General features: G+C 72.0%; 17 protein-coding genes. 13 read left to right on the forward strand and 4 right to left on the reverse strand.

Annotated elements, in window-relative coordinates; genetic code table 11:
- Positions 1-40: 40 nt before the first annotated feature.
- Positions 41-3,529 carry an indolepyruvate ferredoxin oxidoreductase family protein gene (locus ACI79W_RS00540; RefSeq protein WP_456560140.1) on the reverse strand — a complete coding sequence of 1,163 codons (3,489 nt, stop codon included), beginning with the start codon at positions 3,527-3,529 and terminating at the stop codon, positions 41-43.
- Between the two features lie 154 nt (positions 3,530-3,683).
- Here ACI79W_RS00540 and ACI79W_RS00545 point away from each other — a divergent pair, with 154 nt between their 5' ends.
- A complete protein-coding gene (locus tag ACI79W_RS00545; RefSeq protein ID WP_456560141.1) occupies positions 3,684-4,832 on the forward strand; it encodes a helix-turn-helix domain-containing protein in 1,149 nt (382 codons plus the stop codon).
- Here the strand turns inward: ACI79W_RS00545 and ACI79W_RS00550 are convergent.
- Positions 4,813-5,475 (reverse strand): GntR family transcriptional regulator, encoded by a 663-nt coding sequence (locus tag ACI79W_RS00550; RefSeq protein WP_456560142.1) that lies wholly within the window; start codon positions 5,473-5,475, stop codon positions 4,813-4,815. The two genes, ACI79W_RS00545 and ACI79W_RS00550, sit on opposite strands and share 20 nt — an antisense overlap.
- 203 nt (positions 5,476-5,678) lie before the next feature.
- Here ACI79W_RS00550 and ACI79W_RS00555 point away from each other — a divergent pair, with 203 nt between their 5' ends.
- The 8 genes from ACI79W_RS00555 to ACI79W_RS00590 all read left to right on the forward strand — a co-directional run bounded on the left by ACI79W_RS00555 (position 5,679) and on the right by ACI79W_RS00590 (position 12,766).
- Positions 5,679-6,854, forward strand: a complete 1,176-nt coding sequence (locus ACI79W_RS00555) for an ABC transporter substrate-binding protein (protein WP_456560143.1) — start codon at positions 5,679-5,681, stop codon at positions 6,852-6,854.
- A gap of 84 nt (positions 6,855-6,938) precedes the next feature.
- Entirely contained in the window at positions 6,939-7,838 is a 900-nt protein-coding gene (locus ACI79W_RS00560) for a branched-chain amino acid ABC transporter permease (RefSeq protein ID WP_456560144.1), read from the forward strand.
- Positions 7,831-8,727, forward strand: coding sequence for a branched-chain amino acid ABC transporter permease (locus ACI79W_RS00565; protein WP_456560145.1), 897 nt, complete (start codon positions 7,831-7,833; stop codon positions 8,725-8,727). The genes ACI79W_RS00560 and ACI79W_RS00565 overlap by 8 nt, the downstream gene beginning before the upstream one ends.
- Complete coding sequence (locus tag ACI79W_RS00570) at positions 8,714-9,502, forward strand: ABC transporter ATP-binding protein (RefSeq protein WP_456560146.1); 789 nt, start codon at positions 8,714-8,716, stop codon at positions 9,500-9,502. Before ACI79W_RS00565 ends, ACI79W_RS00570 begins: the two co-directional genes overlap by 14 nt.
- Entirely contained in the window at positions 9,499-10,260 is a 762-nt protein-coding gene (locus ACI79W_RS00575) for an ABC transporter ATP-binding protein (protein WP_456560147.1), read from the forward strand. The genes ACI79W_RS00570 and ACI79W_RS00575 overlap by 4 nt, the downstream gene beginning before the upstream one ends.
- Complete coding sequence (locus tag ACI79W_RS00580) at positions 10,260-11,000, forward strand: aspartate/glutamate racemase family protein (RefSeq protein WP_456560148.1); 741 nt, start codon at positions 10,260-10,262, stop codon at positions 10,998-11,000. The genes ACI79W_RS00575 and ACI79W_RS00580 overlap by 1 nt, the downstream gene beginning before the upstream one ends.
- A 67-nt stretch (positions 11,001-11,067) precedes the next feature.
- Positions 11,068-11,454, forward strand: coding sequence for a RidA family protein (locus tag ACI79W_RS00585; RefSeq protein ID WP_456560149.1), 387 nt, complete (start codon positions 11,068-11,070; stop codon positions 11,452-11,454).
- Between the two features lie 49 nt (positions 11,455-11,503).
- Positions 11,504-12,766 (forward strand): D-amino acid dehydrogenase, encoded by a 1,263-nt coding sequence (locus ACI79W_RS00590; protein WP_456560150.1) that lies wholly within the window; start codon positions 11,504-11,506, stop codon positions 12,764-12,766.
- A 545-nt stretch (positions 12,767-13,311) separates the two neighbouring features.
- On the opposite strand, the gene ACI79W_RS00595 is transcribed toward ACI79W_RS00590, so the two are convergent.
- Both ACI79W_RS00595 and ACI79W_RS00600 read right to left on the reverse strand, forming a co-directional pair.
- A complete protein-coding gene (locus ACI79W_RS00595) occupies positions 13,312-13,533 on the reverse strand; it encodes a DUF3073 domain-containing protein (protein ID WP_236828763.1) in 222 nt (73 codons plus the stop codon).
- 162 nt (positions 13,534-13,695) lie between these two features.
- Positions 13,696-14,760, reverse strand: a complete 1,065-nt coding sequence (locus ACI79W_RS00600) for a Glu/Leu/Phe/Val family dehydrogenase (RefSeq protein WP_456560151.1) — start codon at positions 14,758-14,760, stop codon at positions 13,696-13,698.
- A gap of 136 nt (positions 14,761-14,896) precedes the next feature.
- Between ACI79W_RS00600 and ACI79W_RS00605 the strand changes: the two genes are divergently transcribed.
- The 4 genes from ACI79W_RS00605 (at position 14,897) to ACI79W_RS00620 (ending at position 19,299) form a co-directional block, all read left to right on the forward strand.
- Positions 14,897-15,889, forward strand: a complete 993-nt coding sequence (locus tag ACI79W_RS00605; RefSeq protein ID WP_456560152.1) for a sugar ABC transporter substrate-binding protein — start codon at positions 14,897-14,899, stop codon at positions 15,887-15,889.
- Positions 15,890-16,059: 170 nt separating this feature from the next.
- Positions 16,060-16,944, forward strand: a complete 885-nt coding sequence (locus ACI79W_RS00610) for an ABC transporter permease (protein ID WP_456560604.1) — start codon at positions 16,060-16,062, stop codon at positions 16,942-16,944.
- A 20-nt stretch (positions 16,945-16,964) separates the two neighbouring features.
- Positions 16,965-17,759 (forward strand): ATP-binding cassette domain-containing protein, encoded by a 795-nt coding sequence (locus ACI79W_RS00615; RefSeq protein WP_456560153.1) that lies wholly within the window; start codon positions 16,965-16,967, stop codon positions 17,757-17,759.
- Positions 17,760-17,931: 172 nt separating this feature from the next.
- The gene (locus ACI79W_RS00620) at positions 17,932-19,299 is read left to right on the forward strand and encodes a M23 family metallopeptidase (RefSeq protein WP_456560154.1); all 1,368 of its coding nucleotides are present in this window, start codon (positions 17,932-17,934) and stop codon (positions 19,297-19,299) included.
- Positions 19,300-19,305: the final 6 nt, after the last annotated feature.

The following is a 19,305-nucleotide window of genomic DNA, read 5'->3' on the forward strand; positions in this document are numbered from 1 at the left end:
CGCCCCCCGGGTGCAGGGGCGGCCCGCCAGGTCGGGGTCCTCAGCTGCTCAGCTCGGAGCGCAGCTCGGCCAGCCGCTCGCGGTAGCGGGCGACGTTGGCGAGCTTCACGTGCTCGTAGCCGCGCACGACCTCAGGCAATGCGGCGAGCTCCGCCACCAGTGGCACGTTCTCCTGCGTGAGTCCAGCCGTGGCGGCGTCCACTGCGGTGACGTACTCCTCGATGAGCGCCCGCTCGGTGGCGCGGACCTCGCCCCGGCCGAACGGGTCCAGGCGCGTGCCACGGAGTCCCCGCATCGCGTAGAGCGCGTGGAAGCCGGGCCGGAACCAGCTGCCCAGGCTGATCTTCCGGTCCATGCCGGCGGCCCGGAGGACGGGCGGGTGCAGCCGGTAGCTGTACTTCACGTCGCTGCCGAACTGGTCGCGCAGTTGCCGCGCCAGCTCCGGGTCGACGGACAGCCGGGCCACCTCGTATTCGTCCTTGTACGCCATGAGCTTGTAGAGGTTGGCCGCCACCGCGCGGGTCACCGGGCCGCTCGATCCCGTCACGGACATCTCGCGCTCCTGCACACGCCCGAGGACGGCCGCGTACCGCTGGGCGTACTTCCGGTTCTGGTAGGCGACGAGTTCGTCGGCCCGCCGCAGCACCAGCTCGGCGAGATCCCCGTCCGAGAGGTCCAGGCCGGCGACCAGCTCGCGAGCGGTGGCCGACGGACCGGCAGGCGAAGGCTCCTCGGCAGGCAGGGCGCTCCGCAGGGCCGAGGGGTCGGCGATCATCTGACGTCCGCGGCGGAAGGCCTGCAGGTTCCGCTCGACAGCGACGCCGTTGAGCTCGATGGCGCGCTCCAGGACGGCCGGGTCCACCGGCAGGGCGCCGGCCTGGACGGCCATGCCGACCTGGAAGATGTTGGCGTACTGGTCGTCCCCGAACAGGCCGTCCACGAGCTTCCGCACGTCGGCCACGGCGCTGGCACCGGCGCGGCAGGTCTGCAGGATCCGGGCGGTCGTCTCCTCGACGTCGGGGAAGGTCACGGTGGGGTCGGCCACCATCGCGCCGGTGGGGACCGCCGACGTCGAGACGACGGCGATGGTGCGATCCGGCGAGGTGACCTGCAGGTTCACCGCGTTGGCCGCCACGATGACGTCGCAGCCGAGGTAGAGGTCGCACTCCCCGCCGGCGACCTTGTTCGTCCCGTCGATGGGCGAGGTCGACAGCTTGATGTCGGAGACGACCGCGCCGCCCTTCTGCGCCATGCCCATCTGGTCGAGGCTGCGGACGTACATACCCGCCATCACCGCCGCCGTGGAGATGATCTGCGCCGTGGTGACCACCCCGGTCCCGCCGATGCCGGTGATCCGGAGGTTGTAGTCGGCCGGATCCACCGCGAGCACCGGGTCGGGGAGATCGGTCGCCTCGAGCCGCCCGCCCTCCTTCGCAGGCGCCCTGGTCCCCGGGACGACGCTGATGAAGGACGGACAGTCGCCGTCCAGGCAGGAGAAGTCCTTGTTGCACGACGCCTGGTGGATCTGCGTCTTCCGGCCGAAGTCGGTGTCGACCGGTTGCACCGAGAGGCAGTTGGACTTGTGTCCGCAGTCGCCGCAGCCCTCGCAGACGCGTTCGTTGATGAACACCCGCTCGACCGGCTCGGCGACCTTCTTCCGCTTGCGCTTGCGGCGCAGCTCGGTGGCGCACTCCTGGTCGTGGATGAGGACGGTGACGCCCTCCACCCGGGAGAGCTCCTCCTGCGTCTCGATCAGCCGGTCGCGGTGCCGCAGCTCGACGCCCTTGGGGAGGCGGATCCCCTTGTACCGGTCGAGGTCCTCGGTGGTGACGACGACGCGCGCCACACCTTCGGCCAGGAGTTCCGCGGCGATCTCGCGGACCGCCATCTTGCCGACCGCCTGCTGCCCCCCGGTCATGGCGACCGCGCCGTTGTGCAGCAGTTTGTAGGTGATGTTGGACCGGGCCGCGACCGAGGCGCGGATCGCCAGGCTGCCCGAGTGGTGGTACGTCCCGTCGCCGAGGTTCTGCAGCAGGTGCCGGTGCTCGACGAAGGGCGCCATGCCGATCCAGGCGACGCCCTCGCCGCCCATCTGGGTCAGGCCGACGATGTTCCCGACCCGCTCCTCCGGCATGAAGGAGGCGAGCGCCGAGCAGCCGATGCCAGCGCCGACGAGCGAGCCCTCGGGCGCGGCGGTCGAGCGGTTGTGCGGGCAGCCGGAGCAGAAGAACGGCGTGCGGTTGACCATCGGGAGCAGGGGCAGGGATCGGCGCGCCGGCGCGGCCGCCCGCTGCAGCCAGGCGGCGACCGCTCCCGAGCCGGTGCGCTCCAGCAGTCGGGGAGCCAGCGCCTTCGCGATGACCTCCGGCGGCAGGTCGGCGTCCGCCCGCAGGAGGGGCTCTCCGCCGGGGCCCCGCTTGCCGTGGACGGCCGGCGCTCCCGGGCGCCCGTAGAGCAGGTCCTTGACCGCCAGTTCGACGAACGGGCGCTTCTCCTCGACGACGACGATCTCGTCGAGGCCCTCGGCGAACTCCGCGACGATCTGCGGCTCCAGGGGGGACACCATCCCGAGCTTCAGGATGCGGATGCCGGAGGTCGCAAGGTCAGCGGCCGGGATCCCCATCAGCGCCAGCGCCTGCTGCACGTCCAGGTAACCCGGGCCGGACGTGATGATCCCGATGCGCGCCCGCGGGTCGCCCTCGACGCGGTTGAGCCCGTTGGCACGGGCGTATCGCATCGCCAGTTCGGGTCGGGCGGTGGTGAGGCTCTTCTCCAGCCCGGCCAGCGTCGGCTGCAGGAAGTTGGCGGTCACCTCGTGGACGTAGGGGACGCCGTCGACCGTGCGGTCCGGGAAGACCGGCTCGACCTGGTCGGTGCGGACGACGGCGGTGCCGGCTCCGTCGACGACGTTCGTGGCCAGCTTCAGGCCGGTCCACAGGCCGCTGAAGCGGGAGAGCGCGATGCCGTGCAGGCCCAGGTCGAGCACGTCCTGGGGGTCGCTCGGCGACAGGACGGTCATGCCGATCTCCGCCATGGCGGTCTCGGAACTGCTCGGCACGGTGGAGGACTTCGCGATCGAGTCGTCGCCGACCAGGACCAGGACCCCGCCGGTAGGCGCCGCCCCACCGAGGTTCGCGTGGCGCAGCGCGTCGGTGGCGCGATCCAGCCCGGGCGCCTTGCCGTACCAGATGCCGACGACGCCGTCACAGGTCATGCCGCCCACCGAGGCGGCGAGCTGGGAGCCCTGCACCGCGTTAGCGCCGAGCTCCTCGTTCACGCTGGGCTTGAAGACGACGCGGTGCTGCTCGAGCAGTGGTGCTTGGCGCGACAGCTCGAGGTCGAAACCCGCCAGCGGTGACCCCTCGTACCCGGAGATGAACGTCGCCGTGTCCAGGCCGTTCCGCCGGTCGAGCCGGTTCTGGTCGAGCGGGATGCGGACGAGGGCCTGCAGGCCGGAGAGGTAGATCTCGCCGTCGCGCAGCTCGTACCGGTCCTCGAGGCGCACGGACCTTCCGGTGGTCAAGGTCATTGAGGCTTCCTCCGTGGGCCGGCCAGCCGCTGGGACTGTGCGTGATTCGGTAGCTTCCCCAATATGGAGGCTCCGGGATGGCACTGTCTGCGGCTCGATCGCCAAAGTCGGACGCCGTGAGCGCCAGAGCCCTCGTGGAATCCACGAATCGGTCATGACGGAGCAGCATTGGGCCCCGGTGGCCGAGCTCTGCGGCCGGGTGGCGGCCGACCTCGACCGCCTGGCTCGGGCGTCGGTCACCCGGATCCGGCGTGACCTCGCGGCCTACGAAGTGGTGCCCTACGACCAGCACCTCGTGGCGGTGGCCGAGCAGCAGCGTCGACGGCTGGACGCCCTGGCCGCCCGTCGCCTCCTGGCTCCTGCAGACCTCGAACGCGCGGCCGAGCTGGCCCGCCGGCGGGCCCGCCAGGGGATCGCGGTGGACGTGCTGATCGGTGCCTACCACCTCGGTGACCAGGAGCTCTGGCGCGCCCTCTGCGCCGATCCCGGTGCTGCCGCACCGCTTCTCCCGGACGTCGCCGCGCACATGTTCGAACTGCTGCACGCCATCTCGACGGTCCTCGCCTCCGCGCACGGCGACGTCACCCGGGAGCTCCACAGCCACCGGGCGACCTTGTCGCACCGGCTGCTCGAGCTGCTGCTGGCCGGGCGGCACGAGGCGGAGGCCGCGCGGCTGGCGGAGACGCTGGGGATGGACCCGCACGGCGACTTCGTCGCGGCGGTGTGGGAGACGTCGGGCGCCGACGTGCTGCTGCCACCAGAGGTGGCCCGGGAGCTGGACCGGGCGCCGGCCCCGCTCGTGCACTCCTCGCAGCCGGGTGCGGTCGTCGTCGTCGTCCAAGGAGACGGTGACCGGTGGCTGGACGAGCTCGCCGGCCGGCTGGCGGTGGGGCGCGCCGTCGGGACGGGGTTGAGGCGGAAAGGGCTGGAGGGCGCCGTGGCCTCCCTCGGCGACGCCCGGCTGGCCCTGGCGGCAGCTCCGCCCGGGGGAGGGGCGACCCGTTTCGGCGAGGTCTGGGCACAGGCCTGCCTGCTCGCGGAGGCGCAGCGCCTGGAGCCCCTGGTCGCCGCGGCGGTCGCCACGGCGCGCAGGCACCCGCACCTGGCCGAGACGGTGCTCGCCTTCGCGGCCACGGACATGTCGGTGGCGCGCACAGCCGAGTCGCTCCACCTGCACGCGAACTCGGTGACCTACCGGCTCCAGCGGTGGGCGCAGCTCACCGGGTGGGACCCTCGGACCTTCGAGCGGTTGGTCGGCTCGGTCGTCGCCTGCCGGCTCGCTCTCAGAGGAAGCCCTCGATGACCTTCAGGCCCGCCATGACGTGGCCGCGGACGATCTGCTCGGCCTTGTCCCCGTCGCGGTCGCGGATCGCCTCGTAGATGAGCTGGTGCTCGTCCAGTGCCACGACGAGCGCTTCGTCCGAGGTGACGGCCGCGGCCTCGATGTTGAAGAAGTAGGACTGGTTGCCGGTGGCGAGGCCCCGCATGCGGGTGTTGCCGCCAGCCGCGAGCACCGCGTCGTGGAAGTCGGCGTTCGACTCGACGACCTTGCCGCGGTCGAGCGCCTCGTCGAGCGACGTCCGGGCGTGGTGCTGCAACGTCTCGCCGAGCTTCGCCAGCGCTTCGGGGGTGCACCGCTCCGCCGCCAACCGGGCGGCGTAGCCCTCCAGCGCGGCGCGGACCTCGTAGATCTCGCGGACCTCCGGCAGCGTGAACTCGCGGACCATCAACCCGTGGCGCGACCGCACCGCCAGGCCGTCGTTGATGAGCCGCACCAGCGCCTCGCGAACCGGCGTGCGGCTGGCACCGAGGTCCGCGGCGATCTCGGTCTCGACCAGCCGCTGGTTCGGGCGGTAGGCGCCCGTGACGATGCGGTGGTGGACGGCGGCGTAGACCGCCTCGGACAGTGACCCGTGCACGGGTTCGTCCGGCTTCGTGACCGTCACGGTGTCCCTCTCCGAGCTCGATTGCGACGGCGATGTTACGGCTGCGGATCGTCTCAGTGACGCCGCGCCCGGGCTCCGTCGAGTCCAGTTTCTGCTCTCGCCGACCCGTTGACATCGACGTGTCGACCTTCACATACTCCTCCAGCATACGAGGCTGCATACAGAGTCGTATGCAAGCCGTCCCTCCCAGCTGAAGGACTGCCGTGCTGACTCCGAACCGACTCCTGAAGCCCGCCGCCGCTCTTGGCATGGCGGTCGTCCTGGCCGCCTGCGGTGGTACCGCCGCCAGTACCGGCGGCGGGGCTGGTGACCCTGCGTCCAGCGGCGACAGCGACGCCGTCGAGGGCGCCGTCAACATCGGCGCCGTGCTGCCGCTGACGGGCAGCAGCGCCTCGATCGGCGAGGACCAGCGTCGTGGCATCGAACTGGCCGTCGCGAAGATCAACGAGGACGGCGGGGTCCTGGGCGAGGACCTCAACGTCATCGTCGAGGACTCGGCCGGCGCGGCCAACGCCGCCATCGACGCAGCCAGGAAGCTGACCAGCGTCGACGAGGTCGCCGCCGTGATGGGGGAGTACTCCTCCGGCGTCACGGTCCCGCTCGGTCAGTACCTCCAGCAGGAGGGCGTGATCCACATGAACGTGGGGTCGTCCTCCCCGGAGATCGCCGGCATCGGCGACAAGTCCTTCTCCGTGATCGGCCTGGACACCATCGCCAGCAAGTTCGCCTCCGAGCAGCTGGCGGAGCGCGGACTCATGAAGGCGGCGGTGATGGTCCCGAACAACTCCTACGGCGAGGGCATCGTCGACCCGTTCACCGAGGCCTACGAGGCCGCAGGAGGCCAGGTCACCGAGACGATCCTCTACACCGAGGGCCAGACCAGCTACCGCGCCGAGCTGGAGCGCATCGCCGCGTCGTCGCCGGACGTCATCCTCTACAGCGCCTACGGCCAGGACTCGTCCGTCATCAACCAGCAGGCCTTCGAGGCCGGTATGCAGGAGACCCCGTGGTTCGGGATCTACCTGACGATGTGCACCTCCGACTCCGCGCCCGAGACGGTCGAGAACCAGATCGGCATGGACGTCAACTACGTGGGGCCCGAGGGGCAGGACTACCGGGACGCATACGAGGAGGAGTACGGCGAGGACTTCGCCTCCACCTTCAGCGGCTACACCTACGACGCCACGATGATGCTGGCCGAGGCCATCGAGAAGGCCGGGTCCACGGACGCCGACGCGATCGCCGAAGCGCTCGCGAGCATCGGTCAGGGCTACGCCGGCGTGACGGGTGACATCACCTTCGACGACCAGAACCAGCGGTCGGAGCAGCCCTACCTCGTCCTGAGGTACACCGACGGCGAGGTCGTCGAGGAGAGCTGAGCGGGACCCGGTCCGGGCCCGCCGCCGCGGGCCCGGACCGGTGCCTGACTCGTTCCACCAACTCCCTGCCCGGAGGGCGGACGCGTGCTTACCCAGATCATCATCGACACGCTCGTGCGCACGTCGCAGCTGAGCCTCGTCGCCGTCGGGCTCTCCATGACGTGGGGGATAGTCCGGTTCGCCAACGTCGCGCACGTCCAGTTCGCGCCCGTGGGCGCTTACCTGGCCCTCGTGGCGGCCTCGGGCATCGGCCTGGGCGTGGTCCTCGGATCGGTCGTCGGCATCCTGTCCGCCGGCGTCCTCGGGGTGCTGCTGCACCTCTTCTTCTTCCGCAGGCTGTCCTCGTTCAGCAGCGCGACGGCCCTGATCGGTTCGCTGGCGCTCTCGATCGTCATCACGGCCACCATCCAGGCGATCGCCGGCCCGCGCCCGGAGCGGCTCCCGCTGCCGCCGGCGCCCGGACTCCGCGTCGGCGAGGCGGTCGTGACCCAGGCGCAGATCTGGATCGTCGCCCTGACGGTGGTCATCTTCGCGGTGCTCTTCCTCGTGCTGGCCTTCACCGACGCCGGTCGCGCGGTGCGCTGCACGGCAGCCAACCCCGACCTCGCCTCGGCCAGCGGCATGGACGTCCGGCGGGTGTCGACGTCGGTCGTCTTCCTGGCCGCCGCCATGGCGGCCACGGGAGGCGTGTTCATCGCCGCGGACACCTCCATCTCCCTGGAGATGGGCAGCACCCTGCTGCTCGCCGTGTTCGCCGCCGTGATCATGGGCGGCATCGGCAGCGTCGCAGGCTCGCTGCTCGCGGCGGCGGTGCTCGCTCTCGCGGAGAGCACGGTGCTGCGCGTCGACTTCGGCGCCCTGGTCGGCTCCGAATCGCTGCTGGTCCCGGTGAGCTACCGGCCGGCGGTGGGGTTCGTCGCCGTCATCCTCGTGATGCTCCTCCGCCCCCAGGGGCTCTTCGGCCTGGGAGGCCGCCGTGCTTGATTTCCTCCTGTACGTCGCGACGGTCGCGGCGATCTACGCCCTGTTCGCGCTGAGCCTCAACCTCCAGGCAGGCGTCACCGGGCTGCTCAACTTCGGCCACGTGGCGTTCTTCGGCATCGGCGCCTACGCGTCCGGCATCGTCGCCCTCCACGGCGGCAGCTGGCTGCTCGGCATCGTCGTCGGCGTCGTCGCCGCCAGCCTGCTCGGCGCGGCGATCGGTCGCCTCGGCCGGACCCTGGCGGCCGACTACTGGGCGATCGTCACCCTGGCCGTGGCCGAGTGCTTCCGCCTGATCGTGGTGAACGAGAGCGCGCTGACCGGTGGACCCCAAGGGATCAGCGGCATCGCCGGCCCCTTCACCGGGCTCACGGGGATCGGTTCCTCGCTCGCCTGGCTCGCGCTGTGCGTCGCGCTCGCGGGCGTGGCCTACCTCATCGCCGAGACGCTGACCCGCATGCAGTTCGGCCGGGTGCTGCGGCTGCTCCGCGAGGAGCCGATGCTGGCCGCCTCGCTCGGGCACAACATCACCGCCGAGAAGATGCGGGTCCTGGCCGTGGCCGCCCCCATCGCGGCGGTCGGCGGCTCGGTCTACACGCTCTACATCTCCTACATCGGCCCCAACCAGCTGTTGCCGATCGAGACCTTCCTCGTCTTCACGATGCTGATCATCGGCGGGATGGGCAACAACCGCGGTGCCGTCTTCGGTGCCCTGGCGGTCCAGCTGATCTACGCCGGGAGTCGCTTCCTCAAGGACGTCTTCCCCATCCCCGAGCAGAGCGCGAGCAGCGTCCGGCTCCTGGTCGTCGGCCTCGTGCTCACGGCCTTCCTCATGACCCGCCCCCAAGGGTTGTTCGCCGAGAAGCTCCGGAGGATCGATGTTCACCAGTAGCGGCGTGGGAAAGTCGTTCGGAGCGGTCCAGGTCCTGCGGGACGTCGACCTCGAGATCGCACCGGGTGAGATCGTCGGGCTGGTCGGGCCCAACGGCTCGGGCAAGACCACCCTGCTCAACTGCCTGTCCGGCTTCCTGAACCCCGACGCCGGCACGATCGAGTACGGCGGGGCCCGGCTGGACCGGCTCGCCGACTGGCAGGTGAGCCGGATGGGCATCCGCCGCACGTTCCAGACGGCGGCGCAGCCGATGAAGATGACGGTCCTCGAGGCCATGTTGTGCGGAGCCTCGCTGCCGATCGGAAGCGCTCCCGTCCGGGGACTCCTCCGCCGCAAGGCGCGGGCGGCCGAACAGCAGATCGCTGTGACCAAGGCGCTGGAGCTGCTCGACTTCCTGAGCCTGAGCCACATGGTGGAGCAGCCGGCTGGACGGCTGTCGGGCGGGCAGAAGAAGCTGCTCAGCCTCGGCGTTGCGCTGATGACCGACCCGAAGGTCCTCCTCCTCGACGAGCCGACGGCAGGGGTCAACCCGACTCTGCGGGTCACGATCGCCGACCGCCTCAAGCGGATCAACGCGCAAGGCACCACGCTGCTGGTCATCGAGCACGACATGGCCTTCATCGGCCGCCTGTGCCAGCGCGTCTACGTCCTGGACAAGGGCAGCGTGATCGCCTCCTGCCGTCCGGACGAGTTGAAGGACAACCCCCGCGTCGTCGAGGCCTACCTCGGCGCGCCCCGCCCCGCGCACGTCGCCACGGGAGTGAGCACCTCATGAAACTGAAGGCCAGGGACCTCACGGCCGGCTACGTGCCGGGTGTGAACATCCTCGACGGGATCTCCTTCGACCTCGCCGACCGGGAGATCATGACCGTCATCGGGCCCAACGGGTCCGGCAAGTCGACGTTCCTCAAGTGCCTGATGGGGTTCGTCCCGGCACGGACCGGAACCGTCACCGTGTCCGGCACCGACTGCACGCGGGTCCCCGCGCACCGCCGCGTGCGCCGGCACCGGATGGCCTTCGTGCCGCAGTTGGACAACGTCTTCGGGCCGCTGAGCATTCGCGACAACGTGCGTGCCGGGGGACAGCACATGCGGCGACGGGAGCGGGAGCGCCGGGCCGACGAACTGCTCGGACGCTACCCGGCGCTGGGCGAGCGGCAGCAGGCCCGCGCCGACTCCCTGTCCGGCGGGGAGCGCCAGCTGCTCGCCGTGTGCCGCGCCCTCATGCCGCGGCCCGACGTCCTGCTGCTCGACGAGCCGTCGGCGGGTCTCTCCCCGGCCAAGGTCACCGAGCTCTTCGACACCATCGTCGGGATCCGGGCGCAGGAGGACGTCACGGTCCTCTGCGTCGAGCAGAACGCCGTCCAGTCGCTGGCGGTCAGCGACCGCGGCCTGGTCCTCGTCCAGGGGAAGGTCGCCCTGGAGGGCGCCGCCCACGAGTTGCTCCTCGACCCCCAGGTGAGCGAGCTCTACCTCGGCGGCCTGCCGGCAGCGACGCCCGAGGTGGAGTCCGTGGTCGAGGGGGCCCGCTGATGGCCGTCTACCGCACCACGGCGGCCCGCCCGGTCGCCTACGGCTACACGATCGGCATGCTCTGCGCGGAGTGGAACGTCCCGTTCGTACCCGGGGACCTCAACAACGCCACCACGTTCGGCTTCCCCGTGCGCTACCTGGTCGTCGACGGCGCGGCCGGCTCGGACGTGCTCACCGGCGACGCCGCCGCGTACGGCGAGCTGTTCGTGGCGGCCGCCAAGCAGCTCGAGGCCGAGGGCGTCCGGGCGATCACCGGCAACTGCGGCTACATGGCGGCCTACCAGGACGTCGTGGCGGCGGCGGTTGACGTGCCGGTCTTCATGTCCAGCCTGCTCCAGGCGCCGATGCTCCTTCGCATGCTGGCGCCGTCCCAGCGGCTCGGCGTCCTCGTCGCCAACGGCAACGGGATCAGCGAGAGCGTGCTCTCGGGCGCCGGGATCACCGACCCGTCGCGCCTGCTCGTCCAGGGGCTCGACCACCAACCGCACTTCAACGAGGTGATCCTGCAAGAGGTCGGAACACTGGACGAGGAGGTCATGCGCCGCGAGGTGGTGGAGACCGCCGTCGAGATCGCCCGCGCCACCCCCGACCTCGGCGCGATCCTGCTCGAGTGCAGTGACCTCCCGCCGTACGCCCGCGCCGTCCACGAGGCGACCGGGCTGCCCGTCTTCGACTGGGCGGGCTTCATCCGCTACGTGCACGACGCCACCGACCCGCGCGCCTACCGCGGCACCTACTGACCGGGCCGGCCCGGACCGTCCGGGCCGGCTGTTCCCGCACGTCCCCTTCCACGATCGGAGATCACCCGTGTCCGCAGACCTGAAGATCTACAACCCGAGCACCCTCGGCCCCGCCATCGCGCCGTACTCCCAGGCGGTCGTCGCCAACGGGTTCGCCTACCTCGCCGGCCAGGTGGGTCTCGACGAGGAGAACAACGTCGTCGCTCCCGGCGACATGCGCGAGCAGACCCGGGTCACGATCGAGCGGATCAAGACCATCCTCGCCGAGTTCGACGCCGAGCTGACCGACGTCGTCTCCGCCACGGTCTTCATCACCTCCCTCGACGACTTCGGCGCCTTCAACGAAGCCTGGGCCGAGGCGTTCGGTGACCACCGCCCCGCCCGCGCGACCGTCGTCGCCGGCCTGCTCCTCCCCGGGCTGGTCGTCGAGATCCAGGCCGTCGCCGCGCTCTGATCCGCTCCCGGATCCGCCTCGCGATCCGCTCAGCCCCTACGGAGATCTCATGAAGACCATCGTCCTCGGAGGCGGCGTCATCGGCGTCACCACCGCCTACTACCTGGCGCAGGAAGGGCACGAGGTCGTCGTGGTCGAGGGCCGCGACAGCCTCGGTACCGACGCCACCGGCGGCAACGCCGGCCTCATCGCCCCCGGCCACTCCTTCGCGTGGGCCTCCCCGGCCGCACCCAAGATGCTGCTCGCCTCGCTGCGCGGCGAGAAGACGGCGATCCGCGTCAAGCCGCGCCTGGACGCGAAGCTCGTGACCTGGGGCCTGCAGTTCCTGCGCGAGTGCACCCCCACGCGGGCCGAGGCCAACACGCTGGTCAAGCTGGAGCTCTGCCTCTACAGCCAGCGGCTGCTCGACGAGCTCGCGACTGCCGAGTCGATCGACTACCACCACGTCCAGAAGGGGCTGGCCTACCTCTACCGGAGCCAGGAGGAGCTCGACACCGGGGTCAAGAAGATGGACCTGCTCCGGCGCAACGGCGTCCCGATGGACGTCCTCGACGCCGAGCAGGTGGCCAAGCTGGATCCGGCGTTCGCGTCAGCGGGGGACACCTTCGCCGGAGCCATCCACGTCACGTCCGATGCGAGCGGCAACTCCGAGCTGTTCACCAATGAACTCGCCACGCGCTGCCAGGCGATGGGAGTTGAGTTCCGGCTGGGTGTGACCGCCCAGCGGTTCGTGGTGGACGGCGACCGGGTGACCGGCGTGCAGACCGACGCCGGCCTGCTCACCGCTGACAACTACGTGCTGGCGCTCGGCATCCAGAGCCCGTTCCTGGCGCGGTCCGCCGGTCAGCGGCTGCCGATGTACCCGGCGAAGGGCTACTCCCTGACCGCTGACATCATCGATCCTGATGCGGCGCCGACCGTCGGCGGTGTGGACGAGGCGACGCTGGTGGCCTGGTCCCGCTTCGGTGACCAGCTGCGCATCTCCTCCACCGCTGAGTTCGCCGGCTTCAACCGGGACTGGAAGTACTCGGACTTCTCCAACATCCTCAAGACGGGCAGGGAGATCTTCCCGGGCGCGGTGGACTGGGACAGGGCCCGGATGCGCTCCTGCATGCGCCCCATGACGCCGGACGGCCCACCCATCATCGGACGCGGCAAGCAGGCCAACCTGTTCTACAACACCGGCCACGGGCACATGGGTTGGACCATGGCCTGTGGCTCCAGCCGGATCTTGGCCGACGTCGTGGCGGATCGGAAGCCGGCGCTGGACCTGCAGCCGTTCCAGGTCCGCTCGCACCGGATGGCCGCATGACCGCACCCCGATCCACCGAGGAGGTCGCTGACCTCGCCGGGCCGGCCACGGGACCCGGTTCGTCGTGGAGCGCCGGGTCCGGGAGCGGGGCGCGTCTGCCCGACCTCGCGCAGACCTGAGGTGCGCGCGGCGGCCGTGGCCGCGCTCGGAGGACCCGAGCCGGCCATGGCCGTCGCCGGACCCGCCCACGCCATGTCGGTCACCCGGTGGAAGTCTGGAGCGCGCCGTCGCCCCGGCGGTCGTGGAGTCGAAATCCGTGACAGCGGCTCCGATGCCCTCGGCGAGGAGGTCGTCGCGGCGCCTACCTGCGCGCCGGCTCGTCTCGCCGGGGGGCACCGCGACGGCGATGCCTACCCGCGTCGGCCGGCACCGCCTGCATGCACCACGTCATGCCGCCATGAGCATGGCGAGCGGGTGCCGGCACTGACGGTCGGCCGGTCGATCGCCGAGCCTCGACCGACCGGCGATCGCCACGGCGTACCACGGCACCGCACCCTCGGGGTGCGGTGCCGTGTACGTGCAGACGAACGGTGAGCTGGTCCGCGTTAGCGGCTGGCCGCCCAGTCGTCGTCCGAGTCGTCGTCCGCCCAGCGGTCGGCGTACTCGTCGTCCTCGTCCTCGTCGTCCTTCGCCGCGCTGGGCGCGGTGTACGTCGACGGAGAACCCGCCAGCTCCCGCTGCAGCGCGGAGAGGTCGGTGTTCGGTGAGCTGTACTTGAGCTCACGGGCCACGCGTGTCTGCTTGGCCTTCGCTCGGCCGCGCCCCATCGGCTCGACCCCCTCATTACGGAGTGCGGTGGCCCAGCCAAGCGGCTGATGCGGCCCGCGTGGCGACCCCGACTGAGTGACTATGTCTCGGACAACATTACGACACGGATCGGCGTGGGGCACACGCCCTCCCCCTCCGGAGGTGGGCGAGCCCTCCGCCGCTCAGCGCGGGAGCCGGATCGTGGCCAACCGGCCGACCGCGTCGATCCGCTCCTGGGCCAGCCGGTCGGCCGCGACCGCGGGGGACACGCCCTCGGCGTCGGCGAGGGCGAACACCCGCAGGGCGACGTCGAAGATCCCCGACGCCTTTGCCCGCGCGCGGTCGAACGAGAAGCCGTGCCGCTCGTCCTCCACCTGGATCACGCCACCGGCGTTCACCAGGAAGTCGGGGGCGTACAGGATGCCGCGGTCGCGCAGCCGCTCGGCCGCCCCCGGGTCGGCGAGCTGGTTGTTCGCGCCACCGCAGACGATCCGGCCGGTCAGCGCCGCCACCGTCTCCTCGTCCAGCGCCCCGCCGAGGGCGCAGGGGGCGTAGACGTCGTGCGGTGCCCGCACCAGGGCGGCGGTGTCCGCGGCGGCGCGCACCTGCGGGTGCCGGGTCCGCACCCGCTCCACGGCACCGGGGTCGACGTCGGTGACCACCACGTCGGCGCCGTCCTGCACCACGTGGTCCACCAGCCACGAGCCGACCTTGCCGACGCCGGCGACGGCGACGGTGCGGCCGGCCAGCGACGGGGTCCCCCAGCAGTGCTGGGCGGCCGCCCGCATGCCCTGGAAGACCCCGTAGGCGGTGAGCACGGAGGAGTCGCCGCACCCGCCGTAGGCCTCCGACCGGCCGTGCGCGAAGCGCGTCTCGCGGGCCACGACGTCCAGGTCGGCGTTGTAGGTGCCGACGTCGCAGGCGGTGAGGTAGCGCCCGCCCAGCGACTCCACGAACCGCCCGTAGGCCCGGAGCAGCGCCTCGGTCTTGTCGGTGCGCGGGTCGCCGATGATCACGGCCTTGCCGCCGCCGAGGTCCAGCCCCGCCAGGCTGTTCTTGTACGTCATGGCGGCCGACAGCCGCAGCACGTCGGCCACCGCCGCGTCCTCGTCGGCGTAGGGGTAGAAACGCGTTCCCCCGAGCGCCGGCCCGAGCGCGGTCGAGTGGATGGCGATGACCGCCCTCAACCCCGACCCGTGATCGCTGCAGAAGACGACCTGCTCATGACCGGATGCCAGCACGTCCACGACGAGAGACTAGGCCGCCCGGACGGTGCGGAGCGCCCCGCCGGGAGCCTCCGACGGCGGGGCCGCGAGCGCGCGGGGCATGATCCTGGGCGGAACGGACGCGGGGGCCCGCGCCCGCGAGCACAGGAGGAACCCGATGGCCGCACCGAAGCGACTGCTGGCACTGGCCGTGGCCGCGCCCCTCATCCTCTCGGCGTGCACCACGGACGGCGGCGGTGGCGGGGGCGGGGAGACCTCGGGCGGCGGGGGCGGCGACCTCGGCGTCGCGGTGGTCACGCACGGCTCGGCCGGCGACGCCTTCTGGGACGTCGTGCAGAACGGTGCCGAGGCGGCCGGCGAGGACCTCGGCATCGACGTCGACTACCAGAGCGACGGGGATCCCCAGCGCCAGGCGCAGCTCATCGACGCCGCGGTGAACCAGGGCGTGGACGGCATCGTCGTCTCGATGGCCAACCCGGACGCCCTGCAGGACTCGATCGAGGTGGCGGTCGATGCCGGCATCCCGGTCGTCACCATCAACTCCGGCGGAGACCGCTCCGCGGAGTTCGGCGCGATCGGCCACGTCGGCCAGGACGAGGTGGTCGCGGGCCAGGGCGCTGGTCAGCGGCTGGCCGAGGACGGCGCCACCAGCGTGCTCTGCGTCGTCCACGAGGCCGGCAACATCGGGCTGGACCAGCGCTGCTCGGGCGCCGCGCAGGGCTTCGCCGAGGCGGGCGGGGCGGCGGAGGCCTTCTCGGTGGTCCAGGTCGACATCAACGACCTCACCGGCGCGCAGTCGACGATCGCCTCCCAGCTGCAGAGCGACCCCGGCATCGACGCGGTGCTCACGCTGAACTCCGCGCTCGCCCCCGTGGCGGTGGAGGCCGCTGCGGACGCCGGGTCGGAGGCCCGCGTGGCGACGTTCGACCTCAACGAGGACGTCATCAGCGGGATCCGGGACGGCGACATCTCCTTCGCCGTCGACCAGCAGCAGTACGAGCAGGGCTACCTGCCGGTCGTGATGCTGAAGCTCTACGCGGAGAACCTGAACACCGTCGGTGGCGGGCAGCCGGTCCTCACCGGCCCGGGCTTCGTCGACGCTGACAACGTCGACGAGATCGCCGACCTGGCCGCGGAGGGCACCCGCTGAGCGCCCCGGCGGGCACCGCTCCGGCCGGGGAGCGGGTCGACGAGCGGCTGAGCGCGCCCGGCCCGCTGCGCCGGCTGCTGGTCAAGCCGGAGCTCGGCGCGCTGGTCGGTGCCGTCGTCGTCTTCACCTTCTTCGCCATCCAGTCCGAGGTCTTCCGCTCACCGCGCGGCATCGCCAACTGGCTGGACCCGGCGTCGACGCTCGGCATCATGGCGGTGGCGGTCGCGCTGCTGATGATCGGCGGGCACTTCGACCTCTCCGCCGGCGTGATGACGGGGACGACGGCGCTGACCGTGGGGATCGTGGCCACGGAACTGGGCCAGAGCATCTGGGTCGCCATCGGCGCCGCCCTGGTGCTGGCCCTGGCGATCGGCTTCGCCAACGGCTGGCTGGTCACCCGCACCCGCCTGCCGAGCTTCATCATCACGCTCGGCACCTTCCTGATGCTGCAGGGCCTGAACCTCGGTCTGACCAAGCTGTTCACCGGCACGGTCACCGTCGGGGGGATCGACGACGCGCCGGGTTATGCCGTCGCGGAGTGGGTCTTCGCCTCGCGCGTGCAGATCCTCGGGGCCGAGGTGCGGGTGGCCGTCCTCTGGTGGGTGCTGTTCACCGCGCTGGCCAGCTGGGTGCTGCTGCGGACCCGCTTCGGCAACTGGGTCTTCGCCACCGGCGGGGACGAGGTCGCCGCGCGCAACGTCGGGGTGCCGGCGCGGCGCACGACGATCGCGCTGTTCATGACGACGGCGGCCGCGGCGTGGTTCGTCGGGACGACGCTCGCGGTGCGCCTCACGTCGGTGCAGGCCAACACCGGGATCGGCCAGGAGCTCATCTACATCGTCGCGGCGGTGATCGGCGGGTGCCTGCTCACCGGTGGGTTCGGTTCGGCGGTCGGCGCCGCCCTCGGCGCGCTGATCTTCGGCATGACGCTGCTGGGCATCCCGTACCTGCGCTGGGACGCCGACTGGTTCTACTTCTTCCTGGGGGCGATGCTGCTGCTCGCCGTCCTCGCCAACCGGCTGGTCCGCCGCTACGCCGAGGCGGCGCGGCGGTGACGTCCCCACCCACCCCGCCGATGACGCCCCCACCCACCCCGCCGTTGCTGGAGCTGCGCGGCGTCGGCAAGGACTACGGCTCGGTCATCGCGCTCGACGGCATCGACGCCACCGTGCGCGCGGGGGAGGTCACCTGCGTCCTGGGCGACAACGGCGCCGGGAAGTCGACCCTGATCAAGGTGCTCGCCGGCGTGCACCCGGCCGACCGCGGCGCGGTGCTGCTCGACGGCGCACCCGTGAGCTTCGGCTCGCCGCGGGAGGCGCTGGACGCCGGCATCGCGACGGTCTACCAGGACCTGGCCATGATCCCGCTGATGTCGATCTGGCGGAACTTCTTCCTCGGCGCCGAACCCACCCGCGGGTGGGGGCCGCTCCGCCGCTTCGACGTCGCCCGCGCCAAGGAGACCACCCGGCGCGAGCTCGCGGCGATGGGGATCGACATCCGCGACCCGGACCAGCCGGTGGGGACGCTCTCCGGCGGTGAGCGGCAGTCGGTGGCGATCGCGCGGGCGGTGCACTTCGGCGCGCGCGTGCTCATCCTCGACGAGCCGACGTCCGCGCTGGGGGTCAAGCAGGCGGGCGTGGTGCTGCGGTACGTCGCGCAGGCCCGTGACCGTGGGGTCGGCGTCGTGCTGATCACGCACAACCCGCACCACGCCCACCCGGTCGGGGACCGCTTCCTGGTGCTCAACCGGGGACGCAGCCTCGGGGAGTTCGCCAAGGCCGACATCAGCCGGGAGCAGCTGACCCGCCTGATGGCGGGCGGGGCCGAGCTGGACGCCCTCGCGCACGAGCTGGAGCGGCCCGGCGGCTGAGCACCGGAGTTCGGCGGGCACCGGTGTCGACATACCGATCGCGTCGAAACGGTCACCGAGCGTTCTCAGTGCGCCGTGGCGGGGGCTCCGCGTGTTGCCTTTGTGACTACCGGTGACGGTGGGACCGTTCGCAGGCCAGATCGCCCCACCCTCTTCCCCAGGGAGCGAGCACATGTCCCAGCGCCGTCCGCACGGACCGGCGACTCCGCGGGCCGGCCGCCGCCGGCCCGTCGCGGGCCGCTCACCCCGCCCGCTGCGCACCGCCCTCGTCGGGGTCGTCGCCGGAGCCGCGCTGGTGCTCACCGCCGCGCCCGCGGTCGCCGTCCCGTCGCCCCCGCCCAACCCGAGCGACAGCCAGCTCGGTGCGGCGCGGAGCCAGCAGGACGCGGCCGCCGCGGAGGTGGGCCGGATCCGTGCCCTGGTCGCCACCGCCGAGGCCGACCTGGAGCGCGTCGGCGTCCTGGCCGAGGCCGCCGGGACCGCCTACGAGGCCGCGGTGGAGGAGCTGCAGCTGGCCCAGGAGGCCGCGGACCGGGCGGCCGCCGAGCTGAGGGCCGCCGACGAGGCGGTCGCGGCCGCGGCCCGGCGGATCGCGGAGTTCTCCCGGGACAGCTACATGAACGGCGGCAGCCTGACCAGCTCCGCGGCCCTGCTGGATGCCGAGGGCCCCGGCGAGCTGATCCAGCGCGCCGCGATGCTCGACTACGTCGCGGCCAACCAGCTCGACGTCCTCGGCGAGTTCGAGATCGCCCGGGTCCGGCAGGCCAACGCCGAGTCGAGCGCGCGAGCCACCCGGGACGAGCGCGCGGCCGCGGAGGAGACCGCGGAGGCGGCGAAGGCGCAGGCCGATGCCCAGCTGGCCACCCAGCAGGCCGCCTACGCCGAGATCGAGAGCCAGAAGGCGCAGTACGAGCAGCAGCTCCAGGCGGCGCAGATCCACCTCCTCGAGCTGCAGGGTGCGCGCAACGCCTACGACCAGTGGGCCGCGCAGAAGGCGGCCGAGGAGGCCGCCGCCCGGGAGGCGGCCGAGCGCGCAGCCCGCGAGGCCGAGGCGGAGGCGGAGGCGGCCCGCAACCGTGCCGACGCCGGCGGCGGCGGCAACACCGGTGGTGGCGGCGCGGTCAGCGGCTCGGGCTACGTCAAGCCGACGTCGGGCCGGGTGTCCAGCTGCTACGGCTGGCGCTGGGGAGCCCTGCACGGGGGCGTGGACATCGCCGCTCCCATCGGGACGAGCGTGTACGCGGTCACCGGCGGTGTCGTCCGGCGCGCCGGCACCGCCACCGGCTTCGGCTACGCGGTCTACATCGAGGGCGACGACGGCGCGGTCACCGTGTACGGCCACGTCAACCGGTACTTCGTCTCCGCCGGCGAGCGGGTGTCCGCCGGGCAGCGGATCGCCGAGGTGGGCAACCGCGGGCAGTCCACCGGCCCGCACCTGCACTTCGAGGTCCACCCGAGCGGGCGGATGTACGGCGGCCACGTGGACCCGGTGCCGTGGCTCAACGCGCGCGGGGTGTTCGTCGGCGGCTGCGGCGGATGAGCCGGC

The sequence above is a fragment of the Blastococcus sp. SYSU DS0533 genome, assembly GCF_054050775.1.